Genomic DNA, 22,412 nt, shown 5'->3' with positions numbered 1-22,412 from the left:
GCATTGACCCGGTATGCGGTATCGCGTGGCAGGGTTGAGTCTTGATCGTCCGAGTCTCGAACCGCCGGAGGGCGCACCGTGGATCAACTGGCGCTGCTGCTCATTCTGCTGCTCGGCGCCGTGGTGACGGTGCCGCTCGGCGAGCGGCTCGGGTTGCCCGCGCCCATCCTCATGACGCTGGCCGGGATCGCTCTCGCCTTCGTGAGCTGGGTCCCGAACATCGAGCTGCCGCCCGACTACATCCTTCCGCTGGTCCTGCCGCCCCTGCTGTACGCGTCCGTCCAGCGCACCTCCTGGCGGCAGTTCGCGGCCAACAAACGCCCCATCTTCCTGCTCGCCGTGGCTCTCGTCTTCGTGACGACCGCGGCGGTCGCCGCGATCGCGAACTCCGTCGTCCCCGGGCTGCCGATCGCCGCCGCCGTGGCGCTCGGCGCGCTCGTGGCGCCGCCCGACCCGGTCGCCGCGACGGCCGTGGCGGGGTCGCTCGGCCTTCCGCGGCGGCTCGTGTCGATCCTGGAGGGGGAGGGGCTCTTCAACGACGTCACGGCGATCGTGCTCTACCACGTGGCGATCGCGGCCGCCGTCAGCGGGACGTTCTCCTGGCCGTCGGCGGTGGGGCAGCTCGTGCTCTCCGCGGTGGTCGCCGTCGCCATAGGGATCGCGCTGGGCTGGATCACCAACAAGCTCATGGGGATCCTCGGCGAGGCCACCCTGCAGACCGGCCTGACGCTGCTCGTCCCCTTCGTGAGCTACGTCCTCGCCGAGGAGCTGATGGGCTCCGGCGTACTCGCCGTACTGACCACCGCGCTCTACCTCGCGGAGCACGGCGCCGATGCCGACGACGTCCTCGGGCGGATCACCGGTCAGACGTTCTGGAGAATCGTCGACACCCTGGTGACCGGCGTCGCCTTCGGACTCATCGGGCTCGAACTGCACAACGTCTTCGGCACGGCGAGCGGCCGTGAGTGGCAGATGGCCGGCTGGGGCGCGGCGGTCGTCGCGGTCGTCGTCGGCGTACGACTGCTGTGGCTGCTGCCCGCGACCTACCTCGCCAAGCGGCTGCACAAGCTGCGCGACATCGACGAGGAGATCCCGACGACGTGGCGCGAGACCGTGGTCATGTGGTGGTCCGGGATGCGCGGCGTGGCGTCGGTCGCCCTCGCCCTCGCCATTCCCCTCAAGACGGAGAACGGCGATCCCTTCCCGGCCCGTGACGAGATCATCTTCATCGCGTTCTGCGTCATCATGGCGACCCTCGTCGTCCAAGGGCTCACCCTGCCCTGGCTGGTGAGGAAGCTCGGGGTGCGTGCGGACACCGACGTCGAGCGGGCCATCGAGCGGGATCTCGCCATCCGGGCGGCCAAGGCGGCCAAGCGCCGCCTCAAGGAGATCGAGGAGGTCGAGGAGCTGCCCGAGGACCTCTCGGAGCGGCTGCTGCGCGGAGCCTTCGACATCGGGGCCAGGATCAGCCCCGACATCGTCGACGACGAACGGCGCGAGCGGTACTCCAAGCGCGCCACCCGTCTCAAGGCGGTCCAGCGCATCCAGCGCGACATGATGTCGGCCGCCCGCCACGAGATCCTCGCCGCGCGCAGCGAACCCGGCGCCGATCCGGAGATCGTCGACCGGGTCCTGCACCATCTCGACGTACGAAGCCTGCGGTCCTGACGGCTCAGCCGCGGCCCGTGCGCGGCACGATCGGCGGCGGCGGATGCGGCGCGTCGTCCTCCGGCGGCAGCTCGGCCCAGGCCGTGTTGACCCGCGGCAGCGCGTACGCGTGGTGCTCGGCCAGCCAGCGGACCAGTTGCTCGCGCACCGTGACCCGCACCGTCCAGATGTCGTCCGCGTCCTTGGCGGTCACCAGGGCGCGGACCTGGATCGTGTTCGGCGTCGTGTCCGTGACCGCCAGGCCCCAGTCCCTGCCGTCCCAGGCGGCGCATTCGCGCAGGATGTCCTGGAGCTTCTCGCGCATCTCGATGACGGGCGCGGTGTGGTCCAGCTGGAAGAAGACGGTGCCGGTCATCTGGGCGCCGCCGCGCGACCAGTTCTCGAAGGGCTGCGAGACGAAGTACGACACCGGCATCGTGATCCGGCGCTCGTCCCAGGTCCGCACGGCGAGGAAGGTCAGTGTGATCTCGTCCACGGTGCCCCACTCGCCGTCCACGACGACCGTGTCGCCGATCCGCACCATGTCGCCGAAGGCGATCTGGAGCCCCGCGAAGAGGTTGGACAGCGTGGACTGGGCGGCGACACCGGCGACGATGCCCAGCACACCGGCAGAGGCGAGCAGAGAGGTCCCCGCGGCCTGCATGGCGGGGAAGGTGAGCAGCATCGCTCCGACGGCCACGACGCCGACGACCGCGGTCACCACCCGCTGGATGAGGGTGACCTGCGTACGCACCCTGCGGACGCGGGCGGGATCGCGGTGGGCGCCCGCGTAGCGCGCGTACGTGGACTCGACGATGGCCGTGGCGATACGGACCAGGAGCCAGGCCACGGACCCGATGAGCACCAGGGTCAGGATCTGTGCGATACCCGCGGAGTGATCCTTGGCGATCTTTGCTTGTTCGAATGAGCCGCGCAGCAGAGCCGCGCACATGACGAGTTGGAAGGGGAGCCGGCAGCGGCGCAGCAGACCCCACAGTGGGTTGTCGGGGTGGCGGTCATCGGCACGGCGCAGCAGCATGTCGGCCAGCCAGACGACGGCCAGCGTGATCACGACCGAGCCGCCGACCACGATCAACGGACGCAGTACGTTCTCCATGCCCCCGAGGGTAAGTGGCACGATGGCCCCATGAACATCATGCTTTTCCACTCGACGTACGGGCTGCGGCCCGCGGTGCACGCGGCGGCCGACCGGCTGCGCGCCGAGGGGCACGAGGTGTGGACGCCCGATCTGTTCGAAGGGCGCACCTTCGACACCGTCGAGGAAGGCATGGCCTTCAAGGACGAGCTCGGCAAGGACGAGCTCCTGAAGCGGGCGATCCTGGCCTCCGCGCCCTACTCCGAGCGGGGTCTGGTCTACGCGGGCTTCTCGTTCGGCGCGGCGACCGCGCAGACCCTCGCGCTCGGCGACGACAAGGCCCGCGGCCTGCTGCTCCTGCACGGCACGTCCGACATCGCGGAGAGCGCGACGGCGGACGAGCTGCCGGTGCAGCTGCATGTCGCCGAGCCGGACCCGTTCGAGACGGACGACTGGCTGAGCGCGTGGTACCTCCAGATGGGCCGGACCGGCGCCGACGTGGAGGTCTACCGCTACGCGGGAGCCGGCCACCTCTACACCGACCCCGACCTGGACGACTACGACGCCGAGGCGGCGGAGGCGACGTGGCGGACGGCGATCGGCTTCCTGGAGACGCTGTAGCGGCGAGCGCCGGCCTTCACGCGCGCGTGCAGCGTCCCACCGGGGCGCTGGCGGGCGGCTTGCACATCACGCCGAAGTCGGCGCCGCTCGAGCTGAGATACCGCCCGGCGCAGTCCTTGTCGGTGGTCCTGCCGCGCTCGGCGCAGAACCGCAGCGCGGCCCGGCCGTCCTCGAAGGGCCCGGGAGCGTAGATCACCCAGAAGCCCGGCCGCAGTGACGCGTAATCGTCGCTGCGCAGATACTGCGCCTCCGGCACGTTCTCGCGCACGGCCGCGAGCCTGCGGTCGCGGTCGTCCGTGCCGGAGCCGACGGGCTCGGAGAACAGCTGGGCGATCCAGCTGCCCGACGCGGGCGGGGCGCCGGGGGAGGACTCCGGGCTGTCGGGCGTCTTGGTGGGCCCGGGTTTCGCGGGCTTCGGCGACGTCTCCGGGGAGGCGGTCGCGCCGCCCTTGCCCTGCGCCCCGTCCTGCGTCCCCGAGCCGTCCCGCAGCGTGAGCACCAGCGCGGCACCGGCCACCATGGCGAGCGTCACGGCGACCGCCGCGACGATCATGGGCCTGCGTCTTCGGGGCGCGGCGGGCGGCGCGGCCGCCGTGACGGACGGCCGCTGCGAAGTCTCCGTCGGCTGCCAGGTGATGCCGTTCGCCACCGCGGCGAGCATCGCGTCGAGGCGCCCGGCGTCCGGGCGCAGCGCCGGGTCCCGCGCCAGGAGGGCGGTCAGGACCGGAGCGAGCGGCCCCGAGCGCTCCGGCGCCGGCACCGGGTCGTCGAGGACCGCGGCGAGCGTGGCCAGTGTCGTGGCGCGGCGCAGCGGGCTGACGCCCTCCACGGCGGCGTACAGGACGATGCCGAGCGACCAGAGGTCGGCCGCCGGGCCCTGGTCCGTGCCGCGGACGCGCTCGGGCGCCATGTACTCGGGGGAGCCGATCAGGTCGCCGGTCGCGGTGAGCTGCGTGGAGCCCGGCAGCGAGGCGATGCCGAAGTCGGTGAGGACCACGGAGACGCCCGCGCTGCCCGGAGCCTCGTCCCGCAGCAGGACGTTGGCGGGCTTCACGTCCCGGTGCAGGATGCCCGCCGTGTGGGCGACGCGCAGCGCCGAGAGCAGCTCGCGGCCGATGCGCGCCGCCTCGTGCGGCGCCAATGTGCCCTGTTCCAGGAGGTCCTGGAGGGTGCGCCCCGGAAGCAGCTCCATCACGAGCCAGGGGTGCGGGCCCGTGTCCACGATGTGGTGGATCGTCACGACATGCGGGTGGTTGAGCCGGGCGAGCGCCCTGGCCTCGCGCAGCACCCGCTCCCGCAGGACGCGCGACTGCTCGTCCGTCAGCTCGTGCCGCGCGGGCCGTACTTCTTTGACCGCCACCTCGCGGTGCAGCACGGTGTCGCGTGCCCGCCACACCGTGCCCATGCCTCCGCTGCCGAGCCGCTCGAGAAGCTCGAAGCGACCGTCCACCACATCCCCCGGGTCACTCATGTCACAAGAGTAGAGGGCGGCACCGCACGCGTGTGACCCGGTCAGCGCACCGGTGAGTACGCCCGCTCGACCTTCTGGGTGCCGCTGAGGGTGCGGTACGAGCGGGCCCATCCGGACGTCGCCCCGGGGTCCTTGCGGTCGGAGAGGACGTAGTAGTCCATCTGCGAGCGCTCGGCCGTGACATCGAGGACTCCGTAGCCGTGCGAGTCCATGTCCAGCCACTTCACGTGGCGGTTGGCCGCCTTCACCGCGCCCACCGCGACGAGCGAGAGGGTGTGCGGGGCGACGTGCAGGATGTCGTCCACGTTGTCGGAGGTCATGGACGTGACGACGAACTCCGTGGCCGCGGAGGGCGATCCGGGGTACGTGGCGGCCTTGACCGGCACGTCGTTCGCCCAGGCCATGTGGATGTCGCCGGTGAGGAAGACCGTGTTCCGGACGGCCTTGTCGACCAGGTGGGAAATGAGCTCCTTGCGGTCGTCGGTGTAGCCGTCCCACTGGTCACCGTTGATCGCGAGACCCTCCTTGGGCAGGCCCAGCAACTCAGCGATGGGCTCCAGCAGATGGGCCGGTACGGAGCCGAAGGCGACCGGCGAGATCATCACCGAGGTACCGACCAGCTTCCAGGAGGCGTCGGACGCGGCGAGCCCCGCCTTCAGCCAGTCGAGCTGGGCGCGGCCCGTGATCGTACGGTCCGGGTCGTCCACGTCACCGCTGCCGAAGCCCGCCTGCTCGGAGCGGAAGGAGCGCAGGTCGAGCAGGTGCAGATCGGCCAGCTTGCCGAAGCGCAGCCGGCGGTAGACGGTGCCTTCGGTGGAAGGGCGTACGGGCATCCACTCGAAGTACGCCTGCTTGGCGGCGGCCATGCGCTGCGCCCAGCCGCCCTCGCTCTCCGGGGAGTGGTTCACCGCGCCGCCCGACCAGGCGTTGTCGGCGAACTCGTGGTCGTCCCAGATCGCGATCAGGGGGTGCACGGCGTGCATCGCCTGCGCGTCCGGATCGGTCTTGTGGGCGCCGTGCCGGGTGCGGTAATCGGCGAGGCTGACGATCTCGTGCCGCGGCTCGTGCTGCCGCACCCCGTACTCGGCGGCCGGGTACTCGCCGCTCTTGTACTCGTAGATGTAGTCGCCGATGTGCAGCACCGCGTCGAGCTCGGTACGGGCGGCGAGATGGCGGTACGCGGAGAAGTAGCCGGCCTCCCAGTTGGCGCAGGACACCACGCCGAACCGGACGCCGGGGGCCGACGACTCGTGCGCGGGGGTGGTGCGGGTGCGGCCCACGGGGGAGTGCGCGTCCCCTGCGGAGAAGCGGAAGTAATAGGTGGTGGCAGGGCTCAGGCCCCTTACGTCGGCCTTGACCGTGTGGTCGGCCGCGACCCGCGCGGTGAGGCTCCCGCTGCTGACGACCCGGGTGAAGCCCTTGTCCTCGGCCACCTCCCACTTCATCTCGGTGTCCGGACCCTTGCCGGATCCCGGCGTGGCATCCGGCACCGGCGTCACGCGGGTCCACAGGAGGACACCGTCGGGCAGCGGGTCACCGGAGGCGACTCCGTGGTGGAAGGCGGGCCCGTCGGCGGCGTGCGCGAGGGGTGCGGTGGCGAGCGGGGCGAGGGCCGCGGTGGCGGCAGCGGCCTTGACGACCGTACGGCGGCTCGGGGCCGGAGAGTTGAGCGATCTGTGTTCGCTGATTCGACTGGTCACGGGCGATTACCCTACTGATCAGTAATCGCCAAGAGCGGGCGAACGGTGAAACGTTCGCCCGCTCTTCGGTGAAGTGCGTCAGGCCTTGAGGGCCGCGTCGATGGCCGTCTTGTAGTCCTCGACCGTCGAAGGAGCGTTCTTCTTGTCGGGGCCGGTCAGCTTCTTGCCGTCCATGACGAAGGAGGGCGTGCCCTCGACGCCGTCCTTGTTGTCGTCGAACTTCTTCGACATCTCAAGGGCCCAGCGGTCGTACGTGCCGTTCTTGACGTCCTTGGCGAAGGTCTTGCTCTTCTTGAGCTCGGGGACCTGGTTCGCGATCTTGGTCAGGACCGCGTCGTCCGCGAACTTGTCCTCCTGCTCGGAGGGGTGGTTCTCCTTGGCGAAGAGGGCCTTCTTGTAGTCGAGGAAGGCCTGGTCGCTCACGTTCAGGGCGGCACCGAGCGCGCTGAGCGCGTTCTTGGAGCCCTCACCGGTGAGGTTGCGGTCGAGGAAGGAGGCCCCGATGAACTGGATCTTGTACTTGCCGTCCTTCAGGTCCTTCTCGACCGTCGGGCCGACCGTCTGCTCGAAGCTGGCGCAGACCGGGCAGCGCGGGTCCTCGTAGACCTTCAGGGTCTTCTTCGCGCTCTCCTTGCCGAGGACGACGGTCGTGCCGTCCGTGCCCGTGGAGCTCGCCGGCTTGACCAGCTTCTCGTCCGCGGCGGCTTCCCAGTGACCGGGCTTGTTGGCCTGCATGATGGCGTAGCCGATGCCGCCCGCTATCGCGAGGACGGCGACGACGGAAACGCCGACGATCATCGACCGCTTCCGCTTCTGCCGCTTGCGCTCGGCTTCCTGCTGGGCGCGGATCCGCTCGCGGGCCGCCGACTTGGCCGCCTGGCTGTTGCGCTTGCTCATGATGATGTTCTCCGTAGGAATGATGTGCGTGGGGACGGTGGTGCTCAGGCGAAGGCGGCCGAGCACGGCGGTCCACGCCGTCCCACGAAGTGCACGAGAAGCCGCGTACGCGCGGTGCGCACCCGGCGGGCGGGCCGCGGGGCGCGGCGAACGGGCCGCGGGCGGACGCTCACCGCGGCGACCGCGACGAGCAGCGGCCGGAAGGTGGAGGCCGCCACCGCGCGCAGGACCTGGGCCAGGGCGCGCTCGCCGCGCCGCAGCCAGAACGCCGCGAGCAGGCCGACCCCGATGTGCGCGCCGAGCAGCAGCCAGGCGGCGCCCGGCTCGGCGTCGGCGAGCAGCACGGCGGCGCGGTGTCCGTCGCCGCCGGTCATCTGTGCCAGCGGGGTGCCGACGCTGCTGCCGCCGCACAGCACGTCGAAGCCGACGGAGCGCAGCGGGCCCGCGACGGGGCCGCCCGCCTGGCCGTAACAGACGTGCTGTCCCGTGGTGAACACCGTGTCGGCGGCCAGTTCAAGCGGGATGAGCAGGGCGGCGATGCGGCCGTAACCGCGCTCGCGCCCCGCCAGGGCGTACGCTATGACGAAGACCGCGGCGGCGATCACGGCGACGGTGGTCAGCGGCAGCGGGGCGCGCGAGAGCAGCACGTGCGACGCGGCGGAGAGCGTCACGACGAGCGTCGTGAAGAGCGCCGCGCGCACGGCTCTGAGCTGGGTCCCGGATATGTCCATCGCGCAAGCGAGTGTGCCATGTGCTCCCGTAAGGCAGCCCTAAAGGGTGCCTATGAGTTACACGGCGTCGTCTTCGTGCCTACAGACCCGGAATCCGGCCGTTACGGAAGAGGTCCACGAAGATCTGGTGGTCCCTGCGGGCCCGTGCGCCGTACTCATGGGCGAAGTCCACGAGCAGGTCTCCGAAGCCCTCCTCGTCCGCCGCGATGGCGGCGTCGATGGCGCGCTCCGTGGAGAACGGCACCAGGTCCGAGTGGCCGCTCTCGTCGTCCGCGGCGGAGTGCATCGTGGCCGTGGCGCGGCCCAGGTCGGCGATGACCGCGGCGATCTCGTCCCAGTCGTCGATGTCCGACCAGTCCAGGTCCACCGCGTACGGAGAGACCTCGGCGACCAGCTGTCCGGCGCCGTCCAGCTCGGTCCAGCCGAGCCACGGGTCGGCGTGCGCCTGGAGCGCGCGCTGCGAGATGACCGTGCGGTGGCCCTCGTGCTGGAAGTAGCTACGGACGGCGCCGTCGGTGATGTGGCGGGAGACGGCCGGGGTCTGGGCCTGCTTGAGGTAGATCACGACGTCGTTCTCCAGGGCGTCGCTGTTGCCCTCCAGAAGGATGTTGTACGACGGCAGGCCCGCCGAGCCGATGCCGATGCCGCGGCGTCCGACGACGTCCTTCACCCGATACGAGTCGGGGCGGGTGAGCGAGGACTCGGGGAGCGTCTCCAGATAGCCGTCGAAGGCGGCGAGGACCTTGTACCGCGTGGCCGCGTCGAGCTCGATGGAGCCGCCGCCCGGCGCGAAGCGGCGCTCGAAGTCGCGGATCTCCGTCATGGACTCCAGGAGCCCGAAACGGGTCAGCGAGCGCGCGTCGCGCAGCGCGTCCAGGAGCGGGCCCTGGGCGGTGTCAAGCGTGAAGGGCGGCACCTCGTCGCTCTTGGCGCCGGTGGACAGGTCGTGGATCCGCTCGCGGTACGCCGCCGCGTAGATCCGCACCAGGTCGGTGATCTGCTCGTCGCTGAGCGCCTTCGTGTACCCGATCAGGGCCACCGAGGCGGCGAAGCGCTTCAGGTCCCAGGTGAAGGGGCCCACGTACGCCTCGTCGAAGTCGTTCACGTTGAAGATCAGGCGGCCCTGGGCGTCCATGTACGTGCCGAAGTTCTCCGCGTGCAGGTCGCCGTGGATCCACACCCGTCCCGTGCGGTCGTCCAGGTAGGGACCGCCGTGCTGCTCGCGCTCCAGGTCCCCGTAGAAGAGGCAGGCCGTGCCGCGGTAGAACGCGAAGGCGGAGGCGGCCATCTTCCGGAACTTCACCCGGAACGCGGCGGGGTCCGCGGCGAGCAGCTCGCCGAACGCGGTGTCGAAGACGGAGAGGATCTGCTCGCCGCGCTGCTCAGCGGTGGGCTGCGGGTCCGACATCGCGGGGTGCCTCCTGGTACAGGGTCGTGCTTGGCCTGTGGGACGGGTGTTCCGAACATTTGGGACAGGTGTTCCGACCTGTCCAACGCACGACGGTACCCCCGAGTGCCCGTCGCTTGTCAGTGCTCCGGATTAGACTTCCACGCTGTCCCCCCAGACTGCCCGCAGCCTGTCACCGTTCGTTCTCCGGAGGCCTCCCGCCGTGACCAAGCCGCCCTTTACGCACCTCCACGTCCACACCCAGTACTCGCTGCTGGACGGTGCCGCGCGGCTCAAGGACATGTTCAACGCCTGTAATGAGATGGGCATGACGCATGTCGCCATGTCCGACCACGGCAACCTCCACGGGGCGTACGACTTCTTCCACTCCGCGCAGAAGGCGGGCGTCACGCCGATCATCGGCATCGAGGCGTATGTGGCCCCGGAGTCCCGGCGCAACAAGCGGAAGATCAAGTGGGGCCAGCCGCACCAGAAGCGTGACGACGTGTCCGGTTCGGGTGGTTACACCCACAAGACGATCTGGGCGGCGAACAGCACGGGCCTGCACAATCTCTTCCGGCTGTCCTCGGACGCGTATGCCGAGGGCTGGCTGCAGAAGTGGCCGCGCATGGACAAGGAGACGATCTCCCAGTGGTCGGAGGGCCTGATCGCCTCCACCGGCTGTCCTTCCGGAGAGCTCCAGACCCGCTTGCGCCTGGGCCAGTTCGACGAGGCGGTGAAGGCCGCCGCCGAGTACCAGGACATCTTCGGCAAGGACCGGTACTTCCTGGAGCTGATGGACCACGGCATCGACATCGAGCGCCGGGTCCGCGACGACCTCCTGAGGGTCGGCAAGAAGCTCGGCATCCCGCCGCTGGTGACGAACGACTCCCACTACACGTACGCGCACGAGTCCGTCGCGCACGACGCCCTGCTCTGCATCCAGACCGGCAAGAACCTCTCGGACCCGGACCGCTTCCGCTTCGACGGCACCGGCTATTACCTCAAGTCCACGGACGAGATGTACGCCATCGACTCCTCGGACGCCTGGCAGGAGGGCTGCCGCAACACGCTCCTGGTGGCCGAGCAGATCGACACCACCGGCATGTTCGAGAAGCGCGACCTGATGCCGAAGTTCGAGATCCCGGAGGGCTTCACCGAGGTCACCTGGTTCCAGGAGGAGGTCCGGGTCGGCATGGGCCGCCGCTACCCGGAGGGTGTCCCCGACGACCGGCAGAAGCAGGCCGAGTACGAGATGGACATCATCATCCAGATGGGGTTCCCGGGGTACTTCCTGGTGGTCGCCGACTTCATCATGTGGGCCAAGAACAACGGCATCGCGGTGGGCCCGGGCCGTGGCTCCGCGGCCGGTTCGATCGTCGCGTACGCCATGGGCATCACCGACCTCGACCCGATCACGCACGGTCTGATCTTCGAGCGGTTCCTCAACCCCGAGCGCGTGTCCATGCCCGATGTCGACATCGACTTCGACGAGCGCAGGCGCGTCGAAGTGATCAGGTACGTGACCGAGAAGTACGGCGCCGACAAGGTCGCCATGATCGGTACGTACGGAAAGATCAAGGCGAAGAACGCCATCAAGGACTCCGCGCGCGTGCTCGGATATCCGTACGCGATGGGCGACCGCCTCACCAAGGCGATGCCCGCCGACGTCCTCGGCAAGGGCATCGACCTCTCCGGCATCACCGACACCAAGCACCCGCGCTACAGCGAGGCGGGCGAGATCCGGGGGATGTACGAGAACGAACCGGACGTGAAGAAGGTCATCGACACCGCCAAGGGCGTCGAGGGCCTGGTCCGGCAGATGGGCGTGCACGCGGCCGGCGTGATCATGTCCAGCGAGCCGATCGTGGACCACGCGCCGATCTGGGTGCGGCACACGGACGGCGTGACGATCACGCAGTGGGACTACCCCCAGTGCGAGTCGCTCGGCCTGCTCAAGATGGACTTCCTTGGCCTGCGAAACCTCACCATCATGGACGACGCCGTCAAGATGGTGCGCAACGACAAGGGCATCGACCTGGAGATGCTCTCGCTCCCGCTCGACGACCCCAAGACCTTCGAACTGCTCTGCCGCGGTGACACGCTCGGCGTCTTCCAGTTCGACGGCGGCCCGATGCGTTCGCTGCTCCGCCAGATGCAGCCCGACAACTTCGAGGACATTTCCGCCGTCTCGGCCCTGTACCGGCCGGGCCCGATGGGCATGAACTCGCACATCAACTACGCGGAGCGCAAGAACGGCCGCCAGGAGATCACGCCGATCCACCCGGAGCTCGAAGAGCCCCTGAAGGAGACGCTCGGCCTGACCTACGGCCTCATCGTGTACCAGGAGCAGGTGCAGAAGGCCGCGCAGATCATCGCCGGCTACTCCCTGGGCGAAGCCGACATCCTGCGCCGCGTGATGGGCAAGAAGAAGCCCGACGAGCTGGCGAAGAACTTCGTCCTCTTCCAGGAGGGAGCGAAGAAGAACGGCTACTCGGACGCCGCGATCCAGGCCCTGTGGGACGTCCTGGTCCCCTTCGCCGGATACGCGTTCAACAAGGCGCACTCCTCCGCGTACGGCCTCGTCACGTACTGGACGGCCTATCTCAAGGCGAACTACCCCGCCGAGTACATGGCCGCGCTGCTCACCTCGGTGAAGGACGACAAGGACAAGTCGGCCGTCTATCTGAACGAGTGCCGGCGCATGGGCATCAAGGTCCTGCCGCCCAACGTGAACGAATCCGTGCACAACTTCGCCGCCCAGGGCGACGACGTGATCCTCTTCGGCCTTGAGGCCGTCCGCAACGTCGGCACGAACGTGGTCGAGTCGATCGTCCGCTCGCGCAAGGCCAAGGGGAAGTTCGCCTCCTTCCCCGACTACCTCGACAAGGTCGAGGCCGCCGCCTGCAACAAGCGGACCACGGAGTCGCTGATCAAGGCGGGCGCCTTCGACACCATGGGGCACACCCGCAAGGGCCTGACCGCGCAGTACGAGCCGATGATCGACAACGTCGTGGCGGTCAAGCGCAAGGAAGCGGAAGGGCAGTTCGACCTCTTCGGGGGGATGGGCGACGAGGGCGGCGGCGACGAGCCGGGCTTCGGTCTCGACGTGGAGTTCTCCACCGACGAGTGGGAGAAGACGTATCTCCTGGCCCAGGAGCGGGAGATGCTCGGTCTGTACGTCTCCGACCACCCGCTCTTCGGCCTGGAGCACGTCCTGTCCGACAAGGCCGACGCGGGCATCGGCCAGCTCACCGGCGGTGACTACTCGGACGGCTCGATCGTCACCATCGGCGGCATCATCTCCGGCCTCCAGCGCAAGATGACCAAGCAGGGCAACGCCTGGGCGATCGCGACCGTCGAGGACCTCGCCGGCTCCATCGAGTGCATGTTCTTCCCGGCGACGTATCAGCTCGTCTCGACCCAACTCGTCGAGGACGCCGTGGTGTTCGTCAAGGGGCGCCTGGACAAGCGCGAGGACGTGCCGCGGCTCGTCGCCATGGAGATGCAGGTCCCCGACCTGTCGAACGCGGGCACCAACGCACCCGTCCTGATCACCATCCCCACGGTGCGGGTGACCCCGCCGATGGTCAGCCGCCTCGGTGAGATTCTCAGCCATCACCGGGGCAACAGCGAGGTGCGGATCAAGCTCCAGGGGGCGCAGAAGACGACGGTGCTGCGGCTCGACCGTCACCGCGTGCAACCGGACGCAGCCCTCTTCGGCGACCTGAAGGTGCTCCTCGGAGCTTCCTGTCTGGCCGGGTAGGTCCAGGACCGAGTGAAGGGGCGCACCCGGAGATCCGGGTGCGCCCCTTCACGCATATACGCCTGTGTGCGCGTCAGTTGTGACCGAAGCGCCGCTGGTGCTTGCGGGCGACCTCGGCCGGGCTGCCCTGCGACTGAACCGCGGACTGCACCCGCTGCTCGGCCTGCTCCGCGGACGACTTGGCCTGCTCCTGGGCCTGCTCCGCGGCCGACGCGCGGTTCTGCTCGCCGCCCTGCTTGCGGTTCTTGTTCTTGGCCATAGTGATCTTCCTCCTGAAGGAAATCTGGGGGCCAGGACGCGACCAGATTCACATATGGCGACAAGCTGCGCATTTCAGAGAATTACCGTGCGTAATAAGCCCTGTCGAAGCCCTGCCGACGAGTGAAGTCGCGATACGCCACGCCGAAGATCGAGTTCCGGCCGTTAACCTCCGCAGGGTCGGGCAGACTCGAAGGAAACCCGAACCATTACTTCCAGGGAATCTCCAGGGAAAGAGGGTGGATCGCGTGGACCGCTGCATCGTCCTGGTGGACGCCGGGTATCTGCTGGGTGCCGCCGCGAGTCTCCTCGCGGGTGAGCCGTCCCGGTCCCGGATCACCGTCGATCACACCGCCCTGATCCAGGGCATCCGTGAGCGCGCCGAATCCGACACCGAGCGCCCCCTGCTGCGGATCTACTGGTTCGACGGCGCCCCCGACCGCGTGCCCCAGCCCGAGCACCGCAGGCTGCGGGTCATGCCACGCGTGACGGTCCGGCTCGGCGCCCTGACCCGGAGCGACGGACGGTGGGCCCAGAAGGGCGTCGACGCCGCCATGCACGCCGAGCTGACGGAGCTTGCCCGCAACCGCGCCTGCTCGGACATCGTGCTCGTCACCGGCGACGGGGATCTGCTGCCCGGCATGATGGCCGCCAAGGAGCACGGCGTCGCCGTCCACCTGTGGGCCGTGCAGGCCGCCGACGGCGACTACAACCAGTCCGAGGACCTGGTGGCCGAGGCCGACGAGCGCCGCGTCCTCGACCGGGCCTGGATCACCAAGGCCGTACGCCCCAAGGAGCTCACCGGCGTCTGCGCGCCCTCGCCCATCCCGCGCCCCGAGATCGCCGCGATCCTCTCCGCGCCGCTGCCGGAGTCCGCGCTCGCGGCCAGCGCCCAGCGCGCCGCCGACGAGGCCGCAGGGGTGCACCACGGCCACCACACCCAGCACGCCGAGCATGCCGAGGCCGGGACCAACGGCGACGGCGCGGGCACCCACCACATCCCGCCGGGCAAGGGCGTGCCCACCCCCAAGGATCTGGCCGCCCTGCGCGGCCCCGGCACACAGGTCGCCAAGGACCCCACGAACGCCACGCTGCGCTGGTCCTCCGACAAGGGCTGGGTGGAGCGCCCCGGCGGCGCCGCCGAGAGTCCGGAGGCCGCGGCCCTGCCGACGCTCGCCCAGCTGACGACGGCCGAGCAGCGCTGGGCCGACCGCGAGGAGGACATCACCACGGTCGGCGGTGACCCCTTCGAGGTCGGGCAGGTGTTCGCGCGCCGCTGGATGGCCCGCCTGCCGGAACAGCACAACCTGCAGAAGCTCTCGACGATGTACCCGCGCATCCCGCACCGCGTCGACGGCGAGCTCCTTCGGTACGCGGCCCGCTTCGGACTGCTCGCCCACAAGGACGACCAGATCGACGAACACGACCGGTACGCGATCCGGGCGGGCTTCTGGCGCGAGATCGACGTCCACACGGCGGTCGAGCACGCGCCGGTGGGCGACCGCTCGGGCGAATGAGGGCGAACACTCCGGCGAGTGACCGAACGAGCACGCCAACGGGTGACGGAAGACCGCCGCAGATGACTGATACGGGGCGTACGGGGCGCCCCGGGCGCCGGACCGGGCGCCGGACCCCGTACCCTCGTCCTTCGTGAGTACGCGCTCGGCACAGGCAGTCCGACAAGGGCTCCGACAGGGTCACGGCAGTGATGCCGTCTGCGCGGTGCGCGACCTCGTCAAGACATATCCGGCCGCCCGCGGCAGGCGCGGCACGCCCGCGACGCCCGAGGTGCGCGCCACCGACGGCATCAGCCTGGAGGTCAGGCGCGGCGAGATCTTCGGTCTCCTCGGGCCCAACGGCGCCGGCAAGTCCACCCTCGTACGCCAGCTGACCGGCCTGATGCGGCCCGACAGCGGGAGCGTCGAGATCCTCGGGCACGACATCCTGCGCCACCCCGAGCGGGCCGCGCGGATCCTCGCGTATCTGGGGCAGGAATCCACCGCGCTCGACGAGCTGACCGTCTCGCTGGCCGTCGAGACGACCGCGCGGCTGCGCGGCCTCGACGTGCGCGCGGCACGGGCCGAGCGGGACGACGTACTCGAAGAACTGGCGCTTGCCCCGCTCGCCTCGCGCCCCCTGAAGAAGCTCTCCGGCGGCCAGCGCAGGCTCGCCTGCTTCGCCACCGCCCTGGTGGGGGAGCGGCCGCTGCTCGTCCTGGACGAGCCGACGACCGGCATGGACCCCATCGCGCGGCGCGCCGTCTGGGGCGCCGTCGACCGGCGCAGGGCCGAGCGCGGCACGACGGTGCTGCTCGTCACCCACAACGTCATCGAGGCCGAGACGGTCATGGACCGTGTCGCCGTCCTCGACCACGGCAAGGTCATCGCCTGCGACAGCCCCGTGGGGCTCAAGGAGCAGGTCGCGGGCGAGGTACGGGTGGAGCTCGTGTGGCGGGAGCGGGCACCGCTCGACGTCCCCGAGGTCGCCGCGCTGCGCTCCTCCGCGGTGGAGTCCGGGCGGCGGTGGTCGTTGCGGCTTGCGCCTGATGAGGCGCGGGCCGCTGTCGCCGCGGTTACTGGCGGGGCCGCCTTTGCTTCGCTGGATGACTTCACGTTGGCCACGCCGAGCCTGGAGGACGTGTATCTGGCCCTCGGCGGAAGCGGTACGGGGTTGGTGAAGGCGTGACTTCTGCCGCGGCTCGGTGGGGCCTTTTTCGTGACGCCGCTTCGCGGCGGAGTTTTCCCGCCCACCCGCCCGAGCGCCCCGTATCGAATCGTGGGCGTCGTGACATGAACATCAGCAGGAGGGGCGTCCGATGAGTGCGGTTCCTTTGGAAGCCGCTGTGCGGGCCGACGACCGTGAGCGGCAGGCCGACGCCGCCGCGCCCCTGGGGCCCCGTGCGCGGCTCTTCCCCGCGCTCGCGGCCGTCTACCGGGCGCAGCTGTCCCGGGCGCGTGTCGCGCGGATTCCGCTGCTCTTCGTGGCGACCTTCCAGTCCGTCGGGATCATGATCCTGATGCGGGGCGTCGTCGACGGGGGTGGTGAGGCGCGTGCCGTCGTCGCCGGTTCCTCCGTGCTCGTCGTCGCCTTCGTCGCGCTCAACCTGCTCGCGCAGTACTTCGGGCAGCTGCGGGCCGACGGCGGCCTCGACCACTACGCCACGCTGCCCGTGCCGCCCGCGGCGGTCGTCCTGGGCGCCGCGGCGGCCTACGCCTCGTTCACCGTGCCGGGCACCCTCGTCACCGCGGTCGTCGGCTGCGGCCTCTTCGGGCTTCCCCTGGGGCATCTGTGGGTCCTCGCCGCGGTGATCCCGCTGGCCGGTGCCGCGCTCGCCGGGCTCGGTGCCGCCCTCGGCCTTCTCGCGCCGCGGCCCGAACTGGCCACGCTCCTGGGACAGCTGGGCATGTCGGCGGCGCTGCTCCTGGGCGTGCTCCCGGCCGAGCGGATGCCCGGCTTCCTTCAGTACGCGCGTGACCTGCTGCCCTCGACGTACGGGGTCGAGGCCTTCGCCCGCACCTTCGGACCGCATCCGAACTGGGCGGTCGTCGCCCTGGATCTCGCGGTCTGCGCGGGCGTCGGCGTCGCCTCGCTGGCGATCGCCACCTGGGCGTACCGCCGCGCGGCCGTACGGTGACGCGACCCCGCTGTGCGGTGAAGCGGTAATCAGGTAGTACTGGCACCATGTGTGGGTGACTGCACCGCTGACGCCCTCCCAGCCGCCCCACGGCCGTCCCCCGCACGACCCCTGGCAGCAGGCTGCCCAGCCGTCCGGAGCCTTTCCCTCTCCGGCGGGCGAGGAGGACGGTCCCGGCATGAAGACCGAAGTGCGGCAGGCCGCAGTGATCATGGTCGCGGTCGCTGGCTGTGGCGTACTGCTCGGACTCCTGTGGCTGTGGCTCGCGCCGCGGGTCCCGCTGGTGGCCGACGACACGGCGGTGTACCTCAAGGACACCGAGGGGGAGCAGGCGATCGGGGTCGACGGATCGTTTGCCCTGCTCGCGCTCGCGTTCGGCGCGGTGACCGGCGCCGTGGTGTTCCTGCTGCGCAAGCGCGGCGGGATCCCGCTGGTCGTCGGGCTCACGGCCGGAGGGCTCCTCGGGGCCGTGCTCGCCTGGCGTCTCGGCGTCTTCCTCGGGCCCGAGACGGATGTCGCCGCCCATGCGAAGTCGGTGGGCAAGGGCGTCGCGTTCGACGCCCCCCTGGAGCTCAAGGCGAAGGGCGCGCTCCTTGCCTGGCCGGTGGCCGCGCTCCTCGTGCACCTGGGCCTGACCGGCCTCTTCGGACCGCGCGACCCCGATCCGTACCCCCTGCCCTACGGAGATTCCGCGCCCTACGGAGATCCCGCGCCCTACGGGAACGCCGCTCCGTACGGGGACGCCGCACCCCACGGGGAGCCCGGCCGGGCCGACGGCCGCCCGGACTCCGCCGGAGCGTAGGCCACCGCCGTCAGGCGGGGCGCCTCCCGTGGTTCGCCTTGCCCTTGCGCACCCGCCACTTCCTCTTGCGCGTCTTCTTCGACATGAGGGTGGTACTAGTCGAGCCCGTGGCCCCCGTCGAGGGCCTATTCACGCCCGATCGGGGCCAGTACCGCGTCCGTGAGGCGTGCCAGGTCGCCGGGTGCCAGCTCCACTTCCAGGCCCCTGCGGCCCGCCGACACGCAGATCGTCGCGTGCGAGGAGGCCGAGTCGTCCAGGACCGTGCGGAGCTTCTTGCGCTGGCCGAGGGGCGAGATGCCGCCCCGTACGTAACCCGTGGTGCGTTCGGCGGCGGCGGGGTCCGCCATCACCGCGCGCTTGCCGGAGACCGCCGTGGCCAGGGCCTTGAGGTTCAGGGTGCCCGCCACGGGGACCACGGCCACCGTCAGGTCGCCGTCGACCTCCGCGACCAGGGTCTTGAAGACCCGGTCGGGCGATACGCCCATGGCCTGCGCCGCCTCCTCGCCGTACGAGGGGTGCGCGGGGTCGTGTTCGTAGGCGTGGACGGTGTAGTCGGCGCCCGCCGAGGTCAGGGCGACCGTCGCGGGAGTGCCGCCCGCGCCGGACTGCTTCTGCTGTTTCTTCTGCTTCTTCGCCAAAGCGCTCGCGCCTTACGTCAGTTGAGGCTCGTGGTGCCGCGCGTGAGGTCCGTCGCGGGCAACGACGGCAGATTACGGATGATCGCGGTCTCGGCGCGAAGGACTTTCAGCTCCTCGTGCAGGCGCGACGCGGTGTCCGGCGCCTCCAGGAGCCGCTGCTTGGTGGGGGTGTCGAGGACGGCCGCCGCCGCGACCAGATACGACACCACGGACGGGTCGTCCGGCAGTTCGGCGCCCGTGGACAGGGAACGCTCGCGCGCCCCGGCAAGCCGCTTCTGGTAGGCGCGGAACGCCCGCAGGACGCCCGCGGCAAGGGCGCCGGCCTCCTCGCCCGGATCCTCGGGCAGCTCCTCGACCTCCGCGGTCAGGAAGGGGCCCGACGCGTCCACCGAGTGCAGGCGCACCCGTGAGGTGCCGGTGGCCAGGACCTCGAAGCCGCCGTCGGCGCGCTCCCTGATCGTCGCCGCGTCCGCGATGCAGCCCACCGCGTGGAAGGCCTTGAGCGGGTCGTCGCCGAAGCCGGCGGTCGGTCCCTGTTCGGGCTGCGCGGTCGGGTCGGGGAGGCCGGGCGCGCTGGGCGCCACCTCCAGGCCGTCGCGGATCGCGACGACGGCGAAGAGGCGCTGCTCCTCTTCGGGAGTCTTGAGCAGGTCGCGCATCATGGCGCGATAACGCTCCTCGAACACGTTCAGCGGGAGCACGAGTCCCGGGAACAGCACCGAGTTGAGCGGGAAGAGCGGAAGCCGGACGGTGGTCACGAGCGTGAAGCCTAATGGTCGTCCGGGTCCCGACGTCCGCCCCCGGTGCGCAGCGGGGTCGTGGAGGCCACCTCGATGCGTATGCCGTCGCGCAGTTCCAGGAACTGGCCGAGCGGGTCGTCGGACATGCGGTCCCAGGGAAAGGACGTCGCGTAGGGCCCGATGAGGCGCACTTGTTCGAGGGCATCGCTCCATCGCTCCAGGCGCACGAGGACGTACGTGAGGACGTTGCGCACCTCCGCGGGCCACGGATCACCGGCCTCGTACTCACGGGAGAGGGCGATTCCGAGGTCGGCCGCGGCGTCCAGGCGCTCGCGCGGCACGCTCCCCGACGCGCTGGTGAGGTAGGCGAACGCGGCCCGTGCGGGCAGCGCCTGGATCAGCGAGCCGGGCAGCGCGTCCCGCGCGGCGTGCTCGGCGAAGTCGAAGCACTGGCGGTGCGAGCCGTACCAGGCGGCGGACAGGTACCGCAGTGCCGAGGCGTGGCAGCCGTAGTGGTGCGAGGAGCGGTGCACCGCCTCGGCCCGGATCTCGTCGAAGACCGAGTGCGGGGCATGGGTGCCGCGCGCGTGGTCCAGGGCGATGCGCCACGGCACGGGGTCGCGCGGGTCCGCCTCGGCGGCGGCGGTGATCAGGGGCGCCGTCTCGCGGAGCAGCTCGGCGCGGGCGGGCGACTCCCAGCCGCGGACCACCGCCAGCTCGGCCTTGACGAGCAGGGCGTCCGGATCGTGCGGCGCGGCGCACTGCCAGTCGTCGAACCACTCGGGGCGGGAGCGGGCGAAGGCGGCGAGGCGCGTGGTGTAGCGGTCGCGGTTCTCCCATTCGTTGTCCTCGCGGGTCATGGCGAGGAGCTTGGCCGCGGGGTCGTAGTCGCCCCGGCCCGCGGCGACGAGCGCGGGGCCGAGCCGGTCGTCGGGTGCGTCGAGGAGCACCTCGTCGTCGGGGGTCAGACCGGCGGCGAGGAGCGGTGTGTTCCTGACCATTCGTGCGGTGCGGATCAGGGCGCGCAGGAGTGCCATCGTGTGGGTATTGAAAACCGCAGGTCGGAGCAGTGCCAGGGGATGGCCGGTGAAGCTTTTGCATCGATCGTCCGGTTGCCTGACATATGGTCAAGGGATGGTAAAATCTGCGCTCCCGGTGAGCCCGGAAGCCGCTCCCGTTCCTGCCCGGAGGTCGCTCCAATTCCTGCCCGGAGTCCGCTTCAGTTCCTGCGCAGCAGCCTCGTCGCCCCCGCCGCGACCGTCGTCGCCAGGACCCAGCCGAGCAGGATGAGGATCGCCGCGAACCACTGCCAGCCGCCGCGTAGCTGCCAGTAACTGTCCTGGCCGAGGTTGATCACCGGGAGCAGCAGGTCGAGGGAGAAGAGCGCGGGGTTCCAGTTCGGGTGCTCGCCCGGTTTGATCGCCGGGTGCTCGGAGTGCGCGAAGGCCACCGCGCTCACCGCCCACAGCACCGCCATCCACAGGGCGGCCCGCCCCGGCCGGTAGCCGTACGCCACCGTCCAGTCCTGGGCGAAGCCCCAGAGTTTTGCCGCGAGGGGGAGCGTCTCGCGGCGTCGGCGCTGCTTGGCGAGCAGGACTTCGCGGGCGTCGGCGTCCTCGCCGCCGTTGCGCAGGACGGTGGCGAGCTTCTCGTACGGCTCCGGGTTGTACTCGGCGGTCGCCGCCGCCACCCAGCTCAGCCGCCGCGAGAGCGGGAAGCTGCCGAGCGGGACGAGGTTCTCGTAGCTGAATCCGCCCATCTGGAGGCCGCCGGGGCCCGGCCAGCTGGTCGACTTGTCGATGAGGTTGACGACCTTGGCGCCGGACAGCACGATCTTGCCGCGCTGCGGGGCCTCGCCGAGAAAGCGCAGCTCGGGGGTCTGGACGCGGCGCAGCGACACCTCCTGGTCGTTCTCCAGGGTGAAGCGTGCCTGGGCCAGGTCGACGGCGTCCCCGAAGCGCCCGTCGTCGAGCCTTATGCCGCCCTGGCACTCGAAGCGCTGGACGCGGGTGCCGCGCGGGGGAGTCGTGCCGCTGGTCATGGGGGGATCGCCGAGCGCGGCGGGTGTCATGTACAGCGTGCGTTCCACCGTCATCTGCGGGGCGTTGAGCGCCCGCGGGCCGTACGGATTGGCGAGCTTGCTGCCGCGCAGGCTGAAGGAGACGCCGACCTTCGCGCCGCGCAGGCTCAGCTGGCCGTGCGACTCCATCATCTCGGCCTGCAGGTCCTGGCCGACCGAAAGACCGTCGCCCATGATCGAGTTGCCGCGCCGGTCGCGGTAGATCACGGCCTGGTTGATGAGCAGATCGGTGCCGATCTGGGCGTCCGTGAGCCGCATGCCGTTGTGGATCCGGCAGCGCGGCAGGTGCAGATCGCCCTCCGTGTGCACGCGGGCCGCCTCCACGCGCGGAATCGAGCAGTTGACCAGGCGCAGCGTCGTGAACTTGGCCTCGGGGACCAGTATTTCCTTCTCGAAGCGGCAGTGCTTCAGCTCGGCGTAGGGCAGGATCTCGCCGCCCGCGAGATCCAGTACGTCCGTGATCTGGAGGCCCGAGAGCTTCAGCGACGAGACCCGGCCGGAGAGCGCGGGCGGGCCCTCCAGGAGGAGCCAGCACACGATGCGCGCGCGCACGCTGCGTTCCGGGCCCCAGGGGTGGCCGCCGTGCGGATCGTCCGCCATCGCGTCCCCCGACCTGAGGTCGTAGACGCTGCCGTTGCGGAAGGCCTGCCACATGCCGATCTCGGCGGCGGTCAGTCCGTCCGGCGGGTCACCGATGCCGGTGTCGTCGACCACTGCTGTTGTCCTCCCCGTACTGCGGTCCCGTACTGCGGTCCCGCACCGCGTTCTCGTCCTGCGATGCGCCCTGGTCTCGTACACCTGTTTCATGCCCGCTCAGTGACGGGCTGAACGCTAGTGGTGAACGAGGTCTTACGAAAAGCGAGGGGCAACGCGAAGCGTTTCAAGTAGGGCGGCGGTGGGTGACGGGTGGGTCTATATCAGCCAGTGATACGGGGTCGGGCCGG

18 protein-coding genes are annotated in these 22,412 nt (G+C 70.3%); 7 read left to right on the top strand and 11 right to left on the bottom strand.

The features are described from left to right. Positions 1-78: 78 nt before the first annotated feature. Positions 79-1,668 carry a Na+/H+ antiporter gene (locus ACWFR3_RS29205; RefSeq protein ID WP_453737634.1) on the top strand — a complete coding sequence of 530 codons (1,590 nt, stop codon included), beginning with the start codon at positions 79-81 and terminating at the stop codon, positions 1,666-1,668. 4 nt (positions 1,669-1,672) lie between these two features. Here ACWFR3_RS29205 and ACWFR3_RS29200 read toward each other — a convergent pair whose 3' ends face one another. Next, positions 1,673-2,764: a mechanosensitive ion channel family protein gene (locus ACWFR3_RS29200; protein WP_453737633.1), complete on the bottom strand. Its 1,092-nt coding sequence runs from the start codon at positions 2,762-2,764 to the stop codon at positions 1,673-1,675. 30 nt (positions 2,765-2,794) lie between these two features. Here ACWFR3_RS29200 and ACWFR3_RS29195 point away from each other — a divergent pair, with 30 nt between their 5' ends. Beyond that, positions 2,795-3,364, top strand: coding sequence for a dienelactone hydrolase family protein (locus ACWFR3_RS29195; protein ID WP_453737632.1), 570 nt, complete (start codon positions 2,795-2,797; stop codon positions 3,362-3,364). A gap of 16 nt (positions 3,365-3,380) precedes the next feature. Here the strand turns inward: ACWFR3_RS29195 and ACWFR3_RS29190 are convergent, their stop codons facing one another. From ACWFR3_RS29190 to ACWFR3_RS29170, 5 genes are all read right to left on the bottom strand, one after another. Next, positions 3,381-4,835 (bottom strand): protein kinase domain-containing protein, encoded by a 1,455-nt coding sequence (locus ACWFR3_RS29190; RefSeq protein WP_453737631.1) that lies wholly within the window; start codon positions 4,833-4,835, stop codon positions 3,381-3,383. 41 nt (positions 4,836-4,876) lie between these two features. Further along, positions 4,877-6,535 carry an alkaline phosphatase D family protein gene (locus tag ACWFR3_RS29185; RefSeq protein ID WP_453737630.1) on the bottom strand — a complete coding sequence of 553 codons (1,659 nt, stop codon included), beginning with the start codon at positions 6,533-6,535 and terminating at the stop codon, positions 4,877-4,879. A 78-nt stretch (positions 6,536-6,613) separates the two neighbouring features. Then, positions 6,614-7,432 carry a thioredoxin domain-containing protein gene (locus ACWFR3_RS29180; RefSeq protein ID WP_453737629.1) on the bottom strand — a complete coding sequence of 273 codons (819 nt, stop codon included), beginning with the start codon at positions 7,430-7,432 and terminating at the stop codon, positions 6,614-6,616. A gap of 44 nt (positions 7,433-7,476) precedes the next feature. Then, positions 7,477-8,163: a hypothetical protein gene (locus tag ACWFR3_RS29175; protein ID WP_453737628.1), complete on the bottom strand. Its 687-nt coding sequence runs from the start codon at positions 8,161-8,163 to the stop codon at positions 7,477-7,479. Positions 8,164-8,242: 79 nt separating this feature from the next. After that, the gene (locus ACWFR3_RS29170; RefSeq protein ID WP_453737627.1) at positions 8,243-9,571 is read right to left on the bottom strand and encodes a DUF2252 domain-containing protein; all 1,329 of its coding nucleotides are present in this window, start codon (positions 9,569-9,571) and stop codon (positions 8,243-8,245) included. 202 nt (positions 9,572-9,773) lie between these two features. Between ACWFR3_RS29170 and dnaE the strand changes: the two genes are divergently transcribed. Further along, on the top strand, positions 9,774-13,316 hold the full coding sequence (gene dnaE, locus ACWFR3_RS29165) for a DNA polymerase III subunit alpha (protein ID WP_453737626.1): 3,543 nt from the start codon (positions 9,774-9,776) through the stop codon (positions 13,314-13,316). A gap of 73 nt (positions 13,317-13,389) precedes the next feature. Here the strand turns inward: dnaE and ACWFR3_RS29160 are convergent, their stop codons facing one another. After that, entirely contained in the window at positions 13,390-13,575 is a 186-nt protein-coding gene (locus tag ACWFR3_RS29160; RefSeq protein WP_361188766.1) for a hypothetical protein, read from the bottom strand. A gap of 247 nt (positions 13,576-13,822) precedes the next feature. Here ACWFR3_RS29160 and ACWFR3_RS29155 point away from each other — a divergent pair, with 247 nt between their 5' ends. The 4 genes from ACWFR3_RS29155 to ACWFR3_RS29140 all read left to right on the top strand — a co-directional run bounded on the left by ACWFR3_RS29155 (position 13,823) and on the right by ACWFR3_RS29140 (position 18,010). After that, a complete protein-coding gene (locus ACWFR3_RS29155; RefSeq protein ID WP_453737625.1) occupies positions 13,823-15,091 on the top strand; it encodes an NYN domain-containing protein in 1,269 nt (422 codons plus the stop codon). Positions 15,092-15,224: 133 nt separating this feature from the next. Beyond that, positions 15,225-16,259, top strand: coding sequence for an ABC transporter ATP-binding protein (locus tag ACWFR3_RS29150; RefSeq protein WP_453737624.1), 1,035 nt, complete (start codon positions 15,225-15,227; stop codon positions 16,257-16,259). 130 nt (positions 16,260-16,389) lie between these two features. Next, positions 16,390-17,208, top strand: coding sequence for an ABC transporter permease (locus tag ACWFR3_RS29145; RefSeq protein ID WP_453737623.1), 819 nt, complete (start codon positions 16,390-16,392; stop codon positions 17,206-17,208). A 55-nt stretch (positions 17,209-17,263) separates the two neighbouring features. Further along, entirely contained in the window at positions 17,264-18,010 is a 747-nt protein-coding gene (locus ACWFR3_RS29140) for a DUF2567 domain-containing protein (protein ID WP_453737622.1), read from the top strand. A 125-nt stretch (positions 18,011-18,135) separates the two neighbouring features. On the opposite strand, the gene ybaK is transcribed toward ACWFR3_RS29140, so the two are convergent. From ybaK to ACWFR3_RS29120, 4 genes are all read right to left on the bottom strand, one after another. Next, complete coding sequence (gene ybaK / locus ACWFR3_RS29135) at positions 18,136-18,648, bottom strand: Cys-tRNA(Pro) deacylase (protein WP_453737621.1); 513 nt, start codon at positions 18,646-18,648, stop codon at positions 18,136-18,138. A 17-nt stretch (positions 18,649-18,665) separates the two neighbouring features. Next, the gene (locus ACWFR3_RS29130) at positions 18,666-19,406 is read right to left on the bottom strand and encodes an LON peptidase substrate-binding domain-containing protein (protein WP_453737620.1); all 741 of its coding nucleotides are present in this window, start codon (positions 19,404-19,406) and stop codon (positions 18,666-18,668) included. Positions 19,407-19,417: 11 nt separating this feature from the next. Beyond that, the gene (locus tag ACWFR3_RS29125; protein WP_453737619.1) at positions 19,418-20,425 is read right to left on the bottom strand and encodes a hypothetical protein; all 1,008 of its coding nucleotides are present in this window, start codon (positions 20,423-20,425) and stop codon (positions 19,418-19,420) included. Positions 20,426-20,607: 182 nt separating this feature from the next. Then, positions 20,608-22,122 (bottom strand): oxidoreductase, encoded by a 1,515-nt coding sequence (locus tag ACWFR3_RS29120; RefSeq protein WP_453737641.1) that lies wholly within the window; start codon positions 22,120-22,122, stop codon positions 20,608-20,610. Positions 22,123-22,412: the final 290 nt, after the last annotated feature.

The organism is Streptomyces sp. NPDC055189 (assembly GCF_053606765.1).
Note: the sequence above shows the minus strand (reverse complement) of the source record. Positions and strands in the feature narration are given on the sequence as shown.